Source organism: Haloglomus salinum (assembly GCF_024298825.1).
Classification (GTDB): Archaea; Halobacteriota; Halobacteria; order Halobacteriales; family Haloarculaceae; genus Haloglomus; species Haloglomus salinum.
Genome location: NZ_CP101153.1, coordinates 1,152,625 through 1,167,527, shown reverse-complemented (window position 1 = coordinate 1,167,527; position 14,903 = coordinate 1,152,625). Strand labels below are relative to the sequence as shown.

Below are 14,903 nucleotides of genomic sequence, written 5' to 3'. Positions count from 1 at the left end.
CGAGAAGCGGTTCGCAGGCCCGTGCTCGTTGGAACCTGCCGTTGCCCGAATGCTCTTTGTGTCGCTCCGTGACGCCCGCAGTATGGGTATCGAGGAACCCGATATCGACCCGACGGCGTTTCTGGAGGACGTGGAGATGCGCGTCGGCACCGTCCGTTCGGTCGCGGCGTTCCCGGAAGCGCGCAAGGACGTGTACAAACTGGAGGTGGACTTCGGCTCCGAAATCCTCCAATCGGCCGCCGGACTGACGGACAACTACACGAAGGCCGAACTGGAGGGCCGGCAGGTCGTCGCCGTCGTCAACCTCGGCACCGTCACCATCGCGGGGTTCGAGTCGCAGTGCCTCGTGGTCGGCGTCGACGACGGGGACGGCGACGTGGTCCACCTGCAACCGGAGCGGGAGGTGCCCGAGGGAACGCGAGTGTACTAGGTCGGCGAGCCTGCTTCCCCATCACCCGCAGTCGGGGCACTCGAACACGACGGCGCTGGGGCCGTGCGAAACCCACTCCTTGTGGCTCCCACAGACCGAACACACGTTGGCGCGTTCGCGCCGGGTCGATTCGTCGCCGCAGCCACAGTTGACGCCAGGTGCGTCCTGCATATGCTCTCCCTGTGGCCGCTGGTACGAGTAGCTTCGTCAGACATCGGTCGGGCCGGCCTCCTCTCGACACCCGACGGCTTTTCACCCAGTCCGGCGAAGACTCGGCCATGCAGACGCACATCGTCCCGGTCGGATTCGATTACGACCGGCTCATCGCGCCGCTCGTGCGCGATCAGCTCGATGTCGACCGGGTCGTCCTGCTGGAGGGGGCGGTGGGGAGCGAGGCCAACGTGGAGTACTCGCGGAACCTCGCGACCAAGCTGGAGCAGGACTTCCAGAACCTGCTCGGGGCGAGCACGGAGCGGTTCGTCGTGGAGGACGTCTACGACTACGACGCGGCGTTCGAGACGGCGTACGCACTCATCGAGGCCGAACTCGACCGCGGTGACGCCGAGGTGTGGGTGAACGTCTCCTCGATGCCCCGGACGGTGTCGTTCGCGTTCGCGACGGCGGCCCACTCCATCATGGTCGAGCGCGAGGGCGACCGAAACCGCATCCACACCTACTACACGGTCCCGGAGAAGTACCTGGAGACGGAACTCGCGGAGGAACTCCGGACGCAGGCCGACCTGCTCGAGGACCTGCTGGACGGCGGGGCCGTCGACGACGTGGCCGACGAGCGGATGCGCGAGCGCCTGGAGAGTGCCCGCGACCTGCTCGGCGAGTTCGACGAGCGTGGGACGACCATCGGCGCCAAGCGCATCGGCGACGCCCACATCGTCGAGCTGCCGGTCGCGTCGTTCTCGAACGTGAAGCCGTTCGAGGAGCTCATCCTGTTCACGCTCGGCGAGCACGGCGAGTTCGAGTCCGTCTCCGAGCTTGCACAGACCCTCGCGCGGGAACTCGGCGAGGAGTACACCGACGCCTTCCGCTCGAAGGTCATCTACAACGTCGACCGCCTCGGCCCTGGCGGGAAGGGGTACGTCGAGCAGGAGTCACACGGCAAGTCGTATCGGACCCGGCTCTCGCGCATCGGGGAGCTGTGGGTCCGGAGCCACGCCGACGACTCCGAGCGGTTCGAGTGGTAGGGGGCCGCGGTCAGCCCTCCAACTCCGCCCGCAGTTTCGCGGCCCGCGTCGAGAGCGCGAGGAACACGCAGGCCACGGTCAGCGCGATGGCGACCGCCGCGGCGATGTCGTGGGCCGGGACGGAGTGGTCGAAGCCGCTCCCGAGGAACGGCTCGGCGTTCAGCACGGTGTGGTGTGGCTCGCCCACGACGGGGACGAGGTAGTCCAGCACGTCGTTGAGCGTGTACCACGCGGCCGCCACGGCGACCGCCCCCGCGGAGAACGAGGCGTACCGGTGGACGAGGAACGCCTCGACCACCATCGCGAGGTGGCTGACCACGAGGAAGCTGTAGAGGCCGTACTCCCAGAGGAAGCCGAGTGTCCCGAGTGCGGCCAGCGAGCCGCCGGGGTACTCGACCGGGAAGACGGTGAGAACGACGGGCGTCCACGCGCCGAGCTTGATGCAACCGAAGAACGCGAGCGCGTGGAGCCACGGCACCCGGTCGGCGTAGCCCAGCTTCCACGACGCCAGCGAGAGGGCGATGAACAGCGTCGCCATCGGCGAGTCCGGCACGAACGGCCACATCACGGGCTCGGTGATGGTGAACTGGAAGCCGTAGAACCAGAAGCCGAAGGCGGTCCCGGCGAGGTTGACGAGGACGACCAGCCACACCAGCCGCAGACCGAGGTCCTCCAGCCAGTCGGGGAGGGGGGCGACGAACCGCGGGAGGTCGCGCTGCTCGGGCAGGTCGTCCGCCGGGAACCACCGGTCGTAGGCACGGCGGACGCGGTCGGTGGCCGAGGCGCCGCTCATGTTCGGGCGTGTGCGGGCCGCCGACACAAGCCTGCCGGTCGTGCGAGCGTGGTGCCCGCCGGGCCGAACGCCTTAGTCCGGGCGGGCGAAGCCACGGGCAGTGACGACGACCTCGCCCGACGCGACGGCGGCCGACCCGGTCGCGCTCTCCCGCGAGTTCCTCCGACGGGTGCGGACCGGCGAGTCAACGCACCCGGTCGCCTCGCGGCTCCGTGACCTCGACCGAGAGGCGCTCGCGCGGGGCCTCGACACCGACGACGCCCGGCTCGCGTTCTGGGTGAACGTCTACAACGCCGCGGCCCGTGACCTGCTCGCTGCTGCACCCGAGACCTTCGCGGACAGGTCGAGTTTCTTCGGTGCCGACATCGTGACCGTGGCGGGTCGGGCCCTCTCGCTGGACGACGTGGAACACGGCCTGCTGCGCGGTGCGCGGTCGAAGTGGGGGCTGGGCTACGTCCGGAACCCGTGGCCCTCGGCGTTCCTCACTCGGTTCGGCGTCCGCGAGCGGGACCCGCGCATCCACTTCGCGCTCAACTGCGGCGCCGCGGCCTGCCCGCCCATCGCGTCCTACTCGCGCGAGGACATCGACCGCGAACTGGAGCTGGCGACCCGCTCGTACCTCGAGCAGGAGGCCGTCTACGAGCCCGACGCCGACCTGGTTCGGGCGCCCCGCCTGCTGCTCTGGTTCGTCGGCGACTTCGGTGGGCCGAGCGGGGCGAAGGAGTTCCTCCGTGCACATGGCGTGTTCCCGAAGACGGCCGACCCGAGCCTGCGGTTCCGGGACTACGACTGGTCGTTCGAACTCGGTGCGTTCGCCGACCCAGCGGAGTGGTAGCCCGCGGTCGCTCCGGAGCCACACGCTTTTCGCCGTTCGCGTCCCGCATCCGGGTATGCAGACGCTCGCGTTCGACGGGGGAATGGGCGCCTCCGGCGACATGATACTGGCCGCGTTGCTGGCGGCGGGCGCCGACCGCGACGCCCTCGCGCCCGTCGAGGACGCACTCGACGTCCGGTACGCGGTGGACCGGACGACGAAGAACGGGATTCGCGCGACGACGGTCGATGTCCTGTTGACCGACGCTGGTGACGAGACGGAGGACGGTGACGGGGCGGACGAGGCGGAGCACGGCCACTCGCACGAGGATGGGGGACACGACTACTCGCACGACCACTCGCACGAGCACGACGGCCACTCACACGACCACACCCACGCCGAGGGCCACGGCCACACGCGGACGTACCGCGAGGTGGTCGACCTCGTGGACGAGCTGGACCTGCCGGGGGATGTCGCTCGCGATGCGCGCCGGATATTCACCATCCTCGGGAAGGCCGAGGCCGCGGTCCACGGGACCGACCTCGGCGACACCGCGTTCCACGAGGTCGGGGCCGACGACGCCATCGCGGACGTGGTCGGCGCCTGTCTCCTGCTCGATGACCTCGGCGTCGAGCGCGTCGTGACGACGCCGCTCGCGACCGGTGGCGGTACCGTCGAGATGAGCCACGGGACCTACCCCGTGCCGACGCCCGCCGTGGTCGATATCGCGGCCGAGGCGTCGTGGGAACTGCAGGGCGGACCCGTCGACGCCGAGTTGCTCACGCCGACGGGCGCCGCGATTCTGGCCCACTTCGCCGACGGCGTCGACTCGTTCCCCCCGCTTCGGGTCGAGGTGACGGGCTACGGCGCCGGCGGCTACACCTTCGACGCGCACCCGAACGTCCTGCGCGCCACGCTCGGCGCACAGCGCGGCGGCCTCGTCCGCGACGGGGTGCGGGTGCTGGAGACGAACGTCGACGACGCCGCGCCCGAGTTGCTGGGCGGCCTCCAGGACCGACTGAAGGAGGCCGGCGCGCGCGACGTGACGGTGCTGCCGGCGACGATGAAGAAGTCGCGGCCGGGACATCTGGTGAAGGTGGTCGTCAAGCCCCCCGACGTGCAGGAGGTGGCGCGCGCTCTGGCCGAGGAGACGGGCACGCTCGGGGTGCGCGAGACGAGCGCCGACCACCGCTGGGTGGCCCGGCGCCGGTTCGTGACCAGCACGCTCGACGTGGACGGGGAGCGCCACGCGGTGACGGTGAAGCTGGCGAGCGACGACGCCGGCGACGTGTACGATGTCAGTGCGGAGTTCGACGAGGCGTTCGCGGTCGCCGAATCGACGGGTGTCCCCGTGCGTGAGGCGATGCGTCGGGCGGAGACGGCTGCCCGCGAGGCCGGCGCGCTCGACGACCACATCGTCCACATCGTCGAGCGAGAGCGGTGGGCCGCCGTCGATGCGAACTACCGTCCAGCATCGCTCGACGAGGGCGGCTTCGTCCACTGCTCGGCCGTCGACGAGGTGCTCGGCGTCGCGGCGTCCAATCACCCGGACGCCGACGACCCGGTGTTGCTAGTCGTCGACCCGGGGGCGCTGGGAAGCGAGGTCCGCTACGAGGAGATGGCCGACCGCGCGTATCCACATGTCTACGGTCCGCTCGAGCGCGAGGCGGTCGTCGACGTGCTCTCGCTCCCACGGGAGGACGGGCGCTACGTCCTGCCCGGGGCGCTACGCTGAGGACTCGTCGTCCCGCGCCGCGTCGTCGTCGTCGTCGTCGTCGGTGTTGGCCCCGACAGCGCGCTCTCCGTCCGGGTCCCCCCGGTGTTCGGCCAGCGCCTCGTCCACGTCCAGTTCGCCCAGCGCCACGCGCCGCGCCAGGTCGTCCGGGAGTTCGCGGTTCTCGGGAGAGACCTCCCGCGAGCGCGTCTTGACCACCCGTATCTCGCCGGGGGTCGGCTCCACGTCCCGCGAGTCGACGGGTTCGCCCTCGATGCGCGCGATGTTGACCGCCGCCAGCACGTCGCCCATCCCGCGCGCGCCCTGGCCGAGGTAGGGCGTCGTGCCCGTCTCGTCGACGAGTTCGACGCGGATATCGTCGGAGAGGCCGTCGATGATCTGTGCGCCCTGCAGTCGGGCGCCGTCGCCGACCCGGACGACGGGGTCCGAGCCGGCCGCCTCGTCGAGTTCCTCCGTGACGACGTCGGCCGCGTCCGCGAGCGGGACGGCGAACGCCGCGACCACGGTGTCGCCGGAGAGGACGGCGATGCCCGGGTGCTCGCCGGGGTCGACGCCGACGACCGTCCGCTCGCCGCCGCCGCGCAGCAATCGGAGCGCGTGGTCCACGGCCGCCCGCGGGTTCTCGGGGTCCGCGCGGACGAACTCGACGGGGTCCTCGACGGCCACGTCCTCGTCGGGGCCGACGATGAGCGCCTGCGTGCCCTCCGGCAGGGGCTCGTCCGCGGCCGCGTCGAGGGTGGTGAACGTCACGCCGCGCTCGCGGAGTTCCGTGACGACACCGTGGTACACCTCGAAGTTGTCCGTTTTGACGACTATCATTCGGATTATCTGGTAATATCCGGGTTTGTTGTACTGTGTTGGGTTATCGGGTGTAATCCGCTGGTCGCTGGATGCTCGTACCTGGGTGCGTTCGCGCTTAACTCCGGCGGGTGCGGGGTGTTGTTGGAGACGTTGTTAGCGATGGGCAGGAGAACGGCTACGAAGCCCTCGCGCTCTCGGGTCGCGCGCCTCGCTGCGCTCCTCGGTCGCTCACTTCGTTCGCTCCCTGCGGTGCTTGCGTCGGCGTGCTTCCCCGAGAGCGCTCGCCCTTCGATTCCACCAGGGGCAGTGTTTCGAGTCGAGCGACGCACGTGGGGGTTCCACTGGGGTGCTAGTGTCCCCACACCTCCCCGCGCTCGCGCCGGGTCGACTCACCACGCTCGCGTTGCTCGCGGGTTCGTCGGAGAGGCGCGAGCGCGCTTCCTGTTCTCGGAACCGGCCGGCCGAGCAACCGTTCCTCGGCCGGGAGTGCGTGGCCGAGCGTCAGCGAGGCCCGCGCGACGCGGGGAAGGGCAGGGCTACAGCGCCCGTGCCGCTGGCAGCGTCCTGGCGGACTCGAAGGGCGAGCGCGCTCAGCGTGCCCCCGACGACGCAAGCACCGCAGCGGAGGGAGCGAAGCGACCGGAGCGAGGAGCACAGCGAGTCGCGGGTACCTGAGCGCGCGAGGGCTTCGTAGGTGTCGTTGTCGTGGTAGTGCGCGAGGGCTCCGTAGACGTCCGAGTCGTTTCCACGGTCGGTGTTCGAGACATTCCCTCTCAATCAACCACGCCAATCCCTTGCTAGCGACCACCCGGAGTTTTCCGGGTGCCCCGTGACACCGACACCAAGCATGACCGACACTCGACGCGCGCTCCTCGTTGACGCGTTCACCAACACGCCGCTCACGGGCAACGCGGCCGGCGTCGTCCCGGACGCGAGCGACCTCGACACCGAGCAGATGCAGGCCATCGCGACGGAACTCGGCGCCAGCGAGACCGCCTTCCTCACGCCCAGCGACGAGGCCGACCGGCGGGTCCGCTACTTCACGCCGAGCCAGGAGGTCGACCTCTGCGGGCACGCCACCATCGGCTCGCACGGACTGCTCGCGATGGAGGGCCAGCTCGACGAGGGCGAGCACACCCTGGAGACGAACGTCGGCGTGCTCGATATCGAGGTCGACGGCGAGACGGTGTGGATGACCCAGAACCCGCCCGAAATCCGCGAACTGGAGGACCTGGACTACGAGCGCGCGGCCGACGCGCTCGGCGTGCGCGAGTCAGCGCTCACGGGGCTCTCGGCGGACCTGCCGCTGGCCCGCGCGACGACCGGGCTCCCGTTCCTGATGATTCCGGTCGAGTACCTCGCGGACCTCAGCGAGATGGACCCCGACATGACGGCCATCGAGGCCCTCTCGGAGGAGCACGACTGCGCCGGCGTCTACGCGTTCACGTTCGACACGCTGGACGCCGAATCGACGCTCCACGCGCGGATGTTCGCGCCCGGCGCGGGCGTCCCCGAGGACCCCGTGACGGGGACCGCGTCGGGCGCCTGCGGGGCGTATCTCGACCGGTTCGGCGCGCTCGACCCGACGCCCGAGCGGATGCGCTTCGAGCAGGGCCACTTCATGGACCGCGACGGCATCGTCCACGTCGAGGCCAGCGACGCGACGACAGAGGGTCGCGTCCGCGTCGGCGGCGAGGCCGTCGTCGCGCTCGATGGGGCGGTTGCGGTGCCCGAACCGGAGAGCGACGACATCATCGAGGCCTGACCCGTCATCTGCGTCTCTGGGCTCGCCGCCCCACGACACGGAACTTTTGTACCGGCTCGCGCTACCGGGGCGGTAGATGCCCGCCGAAACGTCCCCGACACCCCTCCCTCGTCGCCTCCCTCGTCGCCTCCCTCGTCGCCTCCCTCGCCGACGGGGTCGTCGATTCCCGCGCCGGCTCCCCGGTCGGCTGGTCGCGTCGTGAGCGACGACCCGCGCGGCCGTCCACGCGAACGCTTCGCGGACCGCCTCGACGGCCGCTGGACGGCCGCTCGCCTCGCGGTCCTCCTGCTCGCGATGTCGCTGGCCGGCACCGGTCTCGCCGACACGGCGGTCTACGACCGGCCGCAGGTCGCCCCCGGAACCATCGAGGCGCCGGCCGCCGGCGAGACGGTCATCTCCGTCCAGGGGGACAACATCGGTGGGGACGTGAACCCGAACAAGCCCGCCCGGCTCGTCGGCGTCGGCCCGCGTGGCGAGACGAACTGGCAGGTCGCGCAGTCAGCGCTGAACGTCTCCTGGTTCTACGACGTGGACCCGCTGCCCGACGGCGACCTGCTCGTGGTCGGGACCGTCGACCGGCGGACGCAGGTCATCCGACTGGACGGCGACACCCGCGAAGTCGAGTGGGTCGAGACCCTCCCCCTGTGGGACACCCACGACGTGACCCTCACCGCGGAGGGGAACCTGCTGGTCGCGAACATGCGGAACACCAACAACGGGACGAGCGACGACCGCGTCTTCGTCTACAACCGGACGACCGACGAGGTGGCGTGGGAGTGGACCTTCCGGGAGCACTACCCTGCCGACACGGACGAGGGCGTCTCGTCGGGCGACTGGACCCACGTCAACGACGTGGACGTCATCGCCGAGGACCTCTACCTGCTGTCGCCGCGCAACTTCGACCAGGTCATCGTGGTGAACCGTTCGACCGACGAGATCGTCATGCGGTTCGGCGCGGACGGGAACCACTCGGTGCTCGACGAGCAGCACAACCCCTCGTACCTGCAGACCGAGGCCGGCGCGCCCGCGCTGCTGGTGGCCGACTCCGAGAACGACCGCGTCGTCGAGTACACCTGCGACCGTGCCGACCCGGACCACCCGCTCGACGGAGATATGGAGCCCAACTGCGACTGGGAGCGGACCTGGTCGGTCGGCGGGTTCGAGTGGCCCCGCGACGCCGACCGGCTCCCGAACGGCAACACGCTCGTCACGGACACCATCAACCACCGCGTGGTCGAGGTGACTCCGCGTGGCGAGGTGGTCTGGGAGTCCCACGCCCCCTGGCTCCCGTACGACGCCGAGCGGCCCGTCCACGGCCGGGAGGCCGGCGGCCCGACGATGCATGACCGGAACGTCTCGGGGACGTTCGCCGTCCACGACGCCGGGGCGACGCCCGTCGACACGGACGAGGAGTCCGTCCTCGCGAGGCTCCCTGGCCACGGACTCGTCGTCGCTGCCGGCGAGACCGTCCAGGGCGTGTTGCCGTGGCTCCGCCCCGTCTGGATGCCCCCGAGCGCCTTCCTCCTGTTCGCGACGGCCGGCCTCCTGGTGCTGTGCTGGGGTGTCGTGGAGGTGTGGCTGGCGCGGGACTGGCTCCGCCGTCGGCTGGCGACGCTTCGCGGCCGCGACCGGGCTCCCGAGTGAGCGCGTCAGAGCCGCGTCCGACTCCACGAGTGACCTGATGCGGGGCCGCCCGTGACCTATCCGGGTGGCCTACTCCTTCTCGGTGGCCTGGAACTCCTCGGCCGGACTCACCAGCCCGTACGCCGCGCCGAGCGAGTGCAGCGCCACGACGACGGGGTTGAGGAGGAAGACGGGCAGCGTCCGGAGCGACGGGCCCTCGTAGTAGCGCCAGCCCCGCCACACCCAGACGAACGTGAACAGGAGCATGAGCGACCCCGAGTGCGCGGAGCAGGCCGACGCCGGGCACCGTCTCGGGCAGCAGGCCGGCGAACGCGACCAGGAACGGCGACAGCGGCGAGAACGCCCACGCCACGTTCCGGAGCACGTACAGCCCCCGGTAGTGCAACGGGAGGATGTCCTCGCGCGCCAGCGAGCCGGACATCCAGCGCCGGCGCTGGGAGACCATCTCCGCCAGCGACGGCGGTGCCTGGTTCCGGAACTTCGTGTCCAGCACCTCGTAGTCGTACCCCGTTCGGTCGCGAGCCACGCGAAGACCGTGTCCTCGATGAGCGTCTCGTAGTTCCACGTCACGTCGTCCTCGACCGACTGCCGGACCGCGATGCCGCCGCCCCACGCGTACAGCGGGACCGAGAGCCGGGCGAACGCCCGTAGCTCGGTCTGGTAGCCCATCCGGAGCACCTCGGCCCAGTACGTGACGAGCGAGCCGGTGTACATCGGCCACTCCTGGAACTGCGTGATGTCGGCGTCGGGCAGCCCCGGGAACTCCGTGACGATGGTGTCCTCGTCGAGGAAGAGGACCCACTCGCGGTCACAGGCGACGTTCCGGCGGGCCCACTCCAGTGCCCGCCCCTTGTCGGTTGCCTCGCATGCGAACCCGTCGGGGACGACGTGGACCGTCGCGCCGCCGATATCGATGGGTTCCTCGGCGATGACGTGGCGGTCGTCGAGCCGCTCGGGGAGCGCATCGACCGTCGCCTGCACCACGTCCTCGGCGGCGATGGTGAGAACCCGGACCTGCACGTCCTCGGGGCCGTAGACGAGCGGTGGCGAGTCGTAGCGCTGGGCCAGGAGCGCCTCGACCGACCAGATACACGTCGCGGCGGCGTAGATACCGACGAACGACCAGAGACCGACGTAGACCGCCCAGAGTATCCATTCCCCGAGCGGTGGCGGGAGCACGAGGATGCGGGCGTACCCCAGCGCCAGGAGGATGCCGCCGGTCCCGAGGAGGACGACCAGCGACGCGAGCAGCCGGTCCGGGGAGAAGGCCCCCCGGCGCTGGATGCTGATGGGGAACGCGTCCGCTCGCGACGGGGTCGGAAGCCGGTCACGGAGGCGTTCGAGCGCCGTGCCGGGGGCGGCCGCGGCGACCCGCTGGGTGAGCCCACGATACCGGGGACGGTGGTCCTCCTCGTCTCCCGCGTCTCCCGTGTCCCTCCTACCCCCGAGTCCCCGTCCGTCCGGGGCTCGCGCTCGTCGTCGGTCATCCCCGTTGCTGGGCGTCTTTCCGGTCGAAAAGCGAGCCGGTTCCGCCGAACAATACGCTGCTTCTTGAGTGCCGGTGCCGGTTCAGTCCTCTTTCATCTCCTGGAGTCGGTCCAGGAGCTCGTCGGTTCCGGCGTCGTTCTCGAAGCTGACCTCGCCGTCGTGGTCGTGTTCGTGGACGTTGACGGCCTCGACGTCCTCGTCGTCGGTGGATTGCTGCTGATTCTCCTGTTCGGATTCATCGTAGCTGCCAAAGCCCATACACCCGACGCACGGGACAGGGACGGATAAGTCGCGGGGGTCGGTCCGATGTGCGTGACGGATTCACAGCCCGGCGATGTCGCCGAGCCCCTCGGTCACCGTGCCGACAGCGCCCAGGCCGTCCAGCGAATCTCCGACGGGGCCGAGCCGTGCGGTCATGATGTCCTCGAGTTCCGCGACGGTGGCCGTCCGCAGGGTCTCGTCCGGGAGCGCCGCGATGACCTGGAGCTCACGCTCCAGCCGCTCCGGCATCGCGGCTTCGGCCACCGCGTCGGGCAGCGCCTCGTAGGAGAGCTGGTCCTGCCCCGGCACCGCCGGCGTGGGGTAGCCCGGGACCCCCGGCTCGCTCGGGCGGTGGCGCCGCGGCGGCGCACCCGAGGTGGCGCTGTGGGGCCCGTGCGGCGTCGGGTAGATCCACGCGTGCATCATCGGCGGTGTGTAACAGGGCAGTGTGAGGTCCTCGGCCTCGCCGCCCGCGTAGTCGCCCTCGTGGACCTGCCGGTAGTACCACCACGCGAAGCGCCCGGGCATCCCGGCGTGGGAGTGCCAGGGGATGCAGGTGCCACACTCGTTCTCGTAGCCCCAGAGCTGGCGAACCGCCTGAATCTCGGCCTCCTCGTCGGCCCAGACGCGGTCGCCGTGCTTCGTCGCGATGTACATCGGTCCCAGCGGCCGCCAGTACTGGTTGTCCATGATGATCGATTCGGGCTTCGCGGGGTCGGCGTCGACGGTCCCGTCGTCGATGAACTCGGGATTGAGCCAGTGGGAGACCCCGCCGTTCACGCCCGGCAGGACGACGTCGAAGTAGGGGATGTACCCTTTCGCCAGCAGCGTTCCCACGTCGTCGAAGTTGGTCGTCAGCGAGTCGCGTGACTCCCGGATTATCTCCTTCGTCGGCTCCGGCCAGTTCGTACAGTCCGGCCACTCAGCTGCCGTGCAGGTCTCCGGGTCCAGCCCGTGACTCGCCGGACAGGCGCTCGACCCGCCGTTGGAGTGGTTGTTCGTGTGCCCGGGGCCGGTCGTCGCGTCCGGATGGTTCGGACAGAGCTGCTGCTGGAGCTGGTCCTGGCTCCCGCCGTGGTGGCCGCCGCCCTTCTCGGCGTTGCTGTAGTAGCCCGGGCAGTTCGAGGTGTCGTGGCCCTCCTCGGCCGCCCCACGCCCGGCGAGTGCGAGCCCGGCCGTGGCGGCCCCGGTCGACTTCAGTACGCGGCGCCGCGAGATGCTGGGTCGGTCTTCTGTCATGCCACCAGTTGACGGTACTCATTCGGGGGAGTAGTTTCGGTCTCAGATGTGAGCCCCCCATCACCGACCGTCAGCAGCCGGCTCGATGCCCCGAGTTATGTCGGCTGGCGCCGGGGGTTTCTTGCGGATGGACGATGAGCGGCGGCGTATGAGGGCCATCCGGGTCCGTATCCAGCCCGAACGGGGGTGGTTCGGCCCGTTCCATCGCGCCGCTGCCGAGGCCGACGATATCTCCATCCGGGCCGTTCACGCCCTGCGACTCCTGGCCGACGGCTCCTCGGTGCTGCTGTACGAGTACACGGGCGACCGGACGATGGCCGAGCGGCTCGCGGCCGACCGCCTCGACGGGGCGGTGAGCTGGCAGGTGACCGAGCTGAGTGGCCGGCAGCTGATGTACGCCAACACGACCCCGAGCGCGATGACGGCCGCCATCCTCGGCGTCCTCGACGAGTGGACGGTGGTCGTCGACTGGCCCATCCGTCTCGTCGACGGGCGCGAGGTCGTGCTGACGCTGGTGGGTGACGACGCCGAACTCCAGGGCGCTATCGACGCGGTCCCGGCGGGGGTCCAGGTACAGGTCGAGCGGACGGGGGAGTACCGGCCGGGGTCCGACCGGCTCCTGGCGCGGCTGACGCCCCGGGAGCGCGAGACGCTCCGGGCCGCCGTCGAGCTCGGCTACTACCGGAACCCGCGCGAGGCGACCTACGAGGACGTGGCGGCCGCCGTCGACTGCGCGGCGGGGACCGTCGGCCACCACCTCCGGAACGCGGAGACGAAGGTGATGGGGGCGCTGCTCGGCGACGGGTGAGCGACCGACCAGCACCCCGACGGGCCCTACTCGTCCGGGAGGAGTGCCCGGAGGTAGAGCCAGCGGTTGACCCACAGCTGGCGGGCCGTCGAGAGCGCGAAAAGTACGAGGAAGACGCTCGCGATGAGCATCGGCTCGACCGACGACAGGAACGGCGTCCCGAGGCCGGCGGCGACAACGGTCATCAGCGCGAGCACGCCCAGCGAGCGGTAGTAGTCCGCCCACGTGATGCCGTACTCGTTGACGACCTCCATGTGGACGTACACGTGACGCGCCCCCTCCTCGAGCTGGACCGTCTTCCGGTCCCGGTCGTACTCGATGACGCCCCGCTCGTCGAGTTTCGGGAGATGCGTCTGGTGCAACGAGTTGTAGACGCTCTGCCGGACCTTGCGCGGTGGCGGCGACTCGCCGGCCTCGCGCTCGGCGATTGCCTCCGAGAGATTCCGCAGCGAGACCGACCCCAGCTTCGCCCGGAGCACCTCGACCGTCGCGCGACGCCGGTCGTTCCGGAGTATCTCGTGCACCTCACCCCTGTCGATGCCGTTGTTGTATGTCGGTAGTACCTTCATCGTCCCCCCTCCCTCGGTCTGACGCTGGCACCGGCGATGCCGGATGCTGCCGTGGCAGTCAGTGAGTATCTGGTGCGCTTGACACTGTATAAATCATGAGGTCGTTTGTGAATATTTTTTCAGACGTTTGGCTCCGTCCGCGGTTCGCGGTGGAGGGGGGCTCTCCCCCGTGTGACGGGACGATTAACCGATGCTTTCAGCGCGCTCAACGACCGATTCGAGTCGGATAACGACCCGAATGGGGTCTCGAATTTGGGGTTAGAGCCGCCGAACTACCCGTTTTTCCTCGAGGGTGCGCCATTAGCTTAGTGGATGGGGGGTAGTGGCTTGGGCAAGTCCGGGCGTCCCGACGGGCCCTGGACCGAGACCATGACAGACGAACGCTATCAACTGACGCGGCGGAAGGCGCTCGCGGGGCTCGCAACTGTGGGGGCCGCGGGGGCGGGCGCTGGACTGGGCACGAGTGCCCTGTTCAGCGACACGGAATCGTTCGAGGACAACTCGATCACCGCGGGGACGCTGAACATGACGGTGGAGCTGGAACTCGTCGAGACCAGCGACGAGTTCGCTGCCGCCGGACTGACCTGGGGGAATGGGAACTCCATCGAGCCGGGTGAGAGCTACACCTTCGACGGTGACGAGGTCAGCTTCGCGATCGCCGACGCGAAGCCCGGCGACTGGTTCGTCATCAGGCAGGCGGTCTGTATCGAGGGCAACGCGGGCTACGTGCAGGGCGTGGGCGGTCTCGACAGCAACGACGAGAACTCCGTGACCGAACCCGAGGCCGGTGACGACCCCAACAACTCCACTGTCGACCCGGACGGCGACATCGACGGGAGCGGGGAGCTGGCACAGAACGTCGAGGTCACCGTCTACGAGGGTGACTGGACAAGCGGTGGGGGCGGCACGGTCGAGTTCGCGACACAGAGCCTGCAGAGCTACCTCGGCGCCCTGAGTACCGGCATCATCTACCGGGGAGGAGACGGGCACGGGGACCTGGAGTCCGGAGAGGGTGGCTTCACCGACCCGACCAAGATCGGTGGCGCGAACGGGACCACCTCCGGCCTGAACCCGGATGTCGGCTGCGTGACCAACTACACGCGGTTCGAGATTCCCGACACGGTCGGCAACGAGATCCAGAGCGACTCCGTGCAGTTCGACTTCGGCTGGGAGGCCGAGCAGGCCCGGAACAACGACCCGCCGAGCCCGCTCGACGACGCCGAGTGGCCGTTCGAGTCCGGGAGCCCGGGAGACCCGTCCGGGGGAGGCACATAGCGCCGAGTTCGAGGTGGCGGTAGGCCGACCCATGCTGGTGCATCACGGCGGTTCGACTCCGCCGGTGGGTCCTGCCCGGAGG

General features: G+C 69.8%; 15 protein-coding genes and 1 pseudogene. 9 read left to right on the top strand and 7 right to left on the bottom strand.

Going from position 1 to position 14,903, the window contains the following annotated elements; translation table 11 throughout:
* Positions 1–82 precede the first annotated feature (82 nt).
* The gene (locus NL115_RS05700) at positions 83–430 is read left to right on the top strand and encodes a tRNA-binding protein (RefSeq protein WP_254832231.1); all 348 of its coding nucleotides are present in this window, start codon (positions 83–85) and stop codon (positions 428–430) included.
* 21 nt (positions 431–451) lie between these two features.
* Here the strand turns inward: NL115_RS05700 and NL115_RS05695 are convergent, their stop codons facing one another.
* Positions 452–601 (bottom strand): hypothetical protein, encoded by a 150-nt coding sequence (locus NL115_RS05695; RefSeq protein WP_254832230.1) that lies wholly within the window; start codon positions 599–601, stop codon positions 452–454.
* Between the two features lie 107 nt (positions 602–708).
* Here NL115_RS05695 and NL115_RS05690 point away from each other — a divergent pair, with 107 nt between their 5' ends.
* Entirely contained in the window at positions 709–1,629 is a 921-nt protein-coding gene (locus tag NL115_RS05690) for an HFX_2341 family transcriptional regulator (protein ID WP_254832229.1), read from the top strand.
* 10 nt (positions 1,630–1,639) lie between these two features.
* On the opposite strand, the gene NL115_RS05685 is transcribed toward NL115_RS05690, so the two are convergent.
* Positions 1,640–2,422, bottom strand: coding sequence for a DUF1405 domain-containing protein (locus NL115_RS05685; protein WP_254832228.1), 783 nt, complete (start codon positions 2,420–2,422; stop codon positions 1,640–1,642).
* Positions 2,423–2,522: 100 nt separating this feature from the next.
* Here NL115_RS05685 and NL115_RS05680 point away from each other — a divergent pair, with 100 nt between their 5' ends.
* From NL115_RS05680 to NL115_RS05670, 3 genes and pseudogenes are all read left to right on the top strand, one after another.
* A complete protein-coding gene (locus NL115_RS05680) occupies positions 2,523–3,257 on the top strand; it encodes a DUF547 domain-containing protein (RefSeq protein ID WP_254832227.1) in 735 nt (244 codons plus the stop codon).
* A gap of 55 nt (positions 3,258–3,312) precedes the next feature.
* Positions 3,313–4,629, top strand: a pseudogene (larC, locus tag NL115_RS05675) (nickel pincer cofactor biosynthesis protein LarC); the annotation flags it as partial.
* Between the two features lie 21 nt (positions 4,630–4,650).
* Positions 4,651–4,971, top strand: coding sequence for a DUF952 domain-containing protein (locus tag NL115_RS05670; RefSeq protein WP_434084014.1), 321 nt, complete (start codon positions 4,651–4,653; stop codon positions 4,969–4,971).
* On the opposite strand, the gene NL115_RS05665 is transcribed toward NL115_RS05670, so the two are convergent.
* Positions 4,963–5,790 (bottom strand): hypothetical protein, encoded by an 828-nt coding sequence (locus NL115_RS05665; protein ID WP_254832226.1) that lies wholly within the window; start codon positions 5,788–5,790, stop codon positions 4,963–4,965. The genes NL115_RS05670 and NL115_RS05665 overlap by 9 nt on opposite strands.
* 829 nt (positions 5,791–6,619) lie before the next feature.
* Between NL115_RS05665 and NL115_RS05660 the strand changes: the two genes are divergently transcribed.
* Together NL115_RS05660 and NL115_RS05655 are read left to right on the top strand one after the other, a co-directional pair.
* The gene (locus NL115_RS05660; protein ID WP_254832225.1) at positions 6,620–7,537 is read left to right on the top strand and encodes a PhzF family phenazine biosynthesis protein; all 918 of its coding nucleotides are present in this window, start codon (positions 6,620–6,622) and stop codon (positions 7,535–7,537) included.
* A 198-nt stretch (positions 7,538–7,735) separates the two neighbouring features.
* A complete protein-coding gene (locus tag NL115_RS05655; protein ID WP_254832224.1) occupies positions 7,736–9,181 on the top strand; it encodes an aryl-sulfate sulfotransferase in 1,446 nt (481 codons plus the stop codon).
* Positions 9,182–9,250: 69 nt separating this feature from the next.
* Here NL115_RS05655 and NL115_RS05650 read toward each other — a convergent pair whose 3' ends face one another.
* The 3 genes from NL115_RS05650 to NL115_RS05640 form a co-directional block, all read right to left on the bottom strand.
* Entirely contained in the window at positions 9,251–10,360 is a 1,110-nt protein-coding gene (locus NL115_RS05650) for a glycosyltransferase family protein (RefSeq protein ID WP_254832223.1), read from the bottom strand.
* 390 nt (positions 10,361–10,750) lie between these two features.
* Positions 10,751–10,927 (bottom strand): DUF5786 family protein, encoded by a 177-nt coding sequence (locus NL115_RS05645; protein WP_254823792.1) that lies wholly within the window; start codon positions 10,925–10,927, stop codon positions 10,751–10,753.
* Between the two features lie 63 nt (positions 10,928–10,990).
* Positions 10,991–12,169, bottom strand: coding sequence for a hypothetical protein (locus tag NL115_RS05640; protein WP_254832222.1), 1,179 nt, complete (start codon positions 12,167–12,169; stop codon positions 10,991–10,993).
* A 148-nt stretch (positions 12,170–12,317) separates the two neighbouring features.
* On the opposite strand from NL115_RS05640, the gene NL115_RS05635 reads away from it, so the two are divergent.
* The gene (locus NL115_RS05635; RefSeq protein ID WP_254832221.1) at positions 12,318–12,977 is read left to right on the top strand and encodes a helix-turn-helix domain-containing protein; all 660 of its coding nucleotides are present in this window, start codon (positions 12,318–12,320) and stop codon (positions 12,975–12,977) included.
* Between the two features lie 26 nt (positions 12,978–13,003).
* Here NL115_RS05635 and NL115_RS05630 read toward each other — a convergent pair whose 3' ends face one another.
* On the bottom strand, positions 13,004–13,546 hold the full coding sequence (locus NL115_RS05630; protein ID WP_254832220.1) for a DUF7344 domain-containing protein: 543 nt from the start codon (positions 13,544–13,546) through the stop codon (positions 13,004–13,006).
* A gap of 369 nt (positions 13,547–13,915) precedes the next feature.
* Between NL115_RS05630 and NL115_RS05625 the strand changes: the two genes are divergently transcribed.
* A complete protein-coding gene (locus tag NL115_RS05625; protein WP_254832219.1) occupies positions 13,916–14,821 on the top strand; it encodes a SipW-dependent-type signal peptide-containing protein in 906 nt (301 codons plus the stop codon).
* The last annotated feature ends 82 nt before the right edge of the window (positions 14,822–14,903 follow it).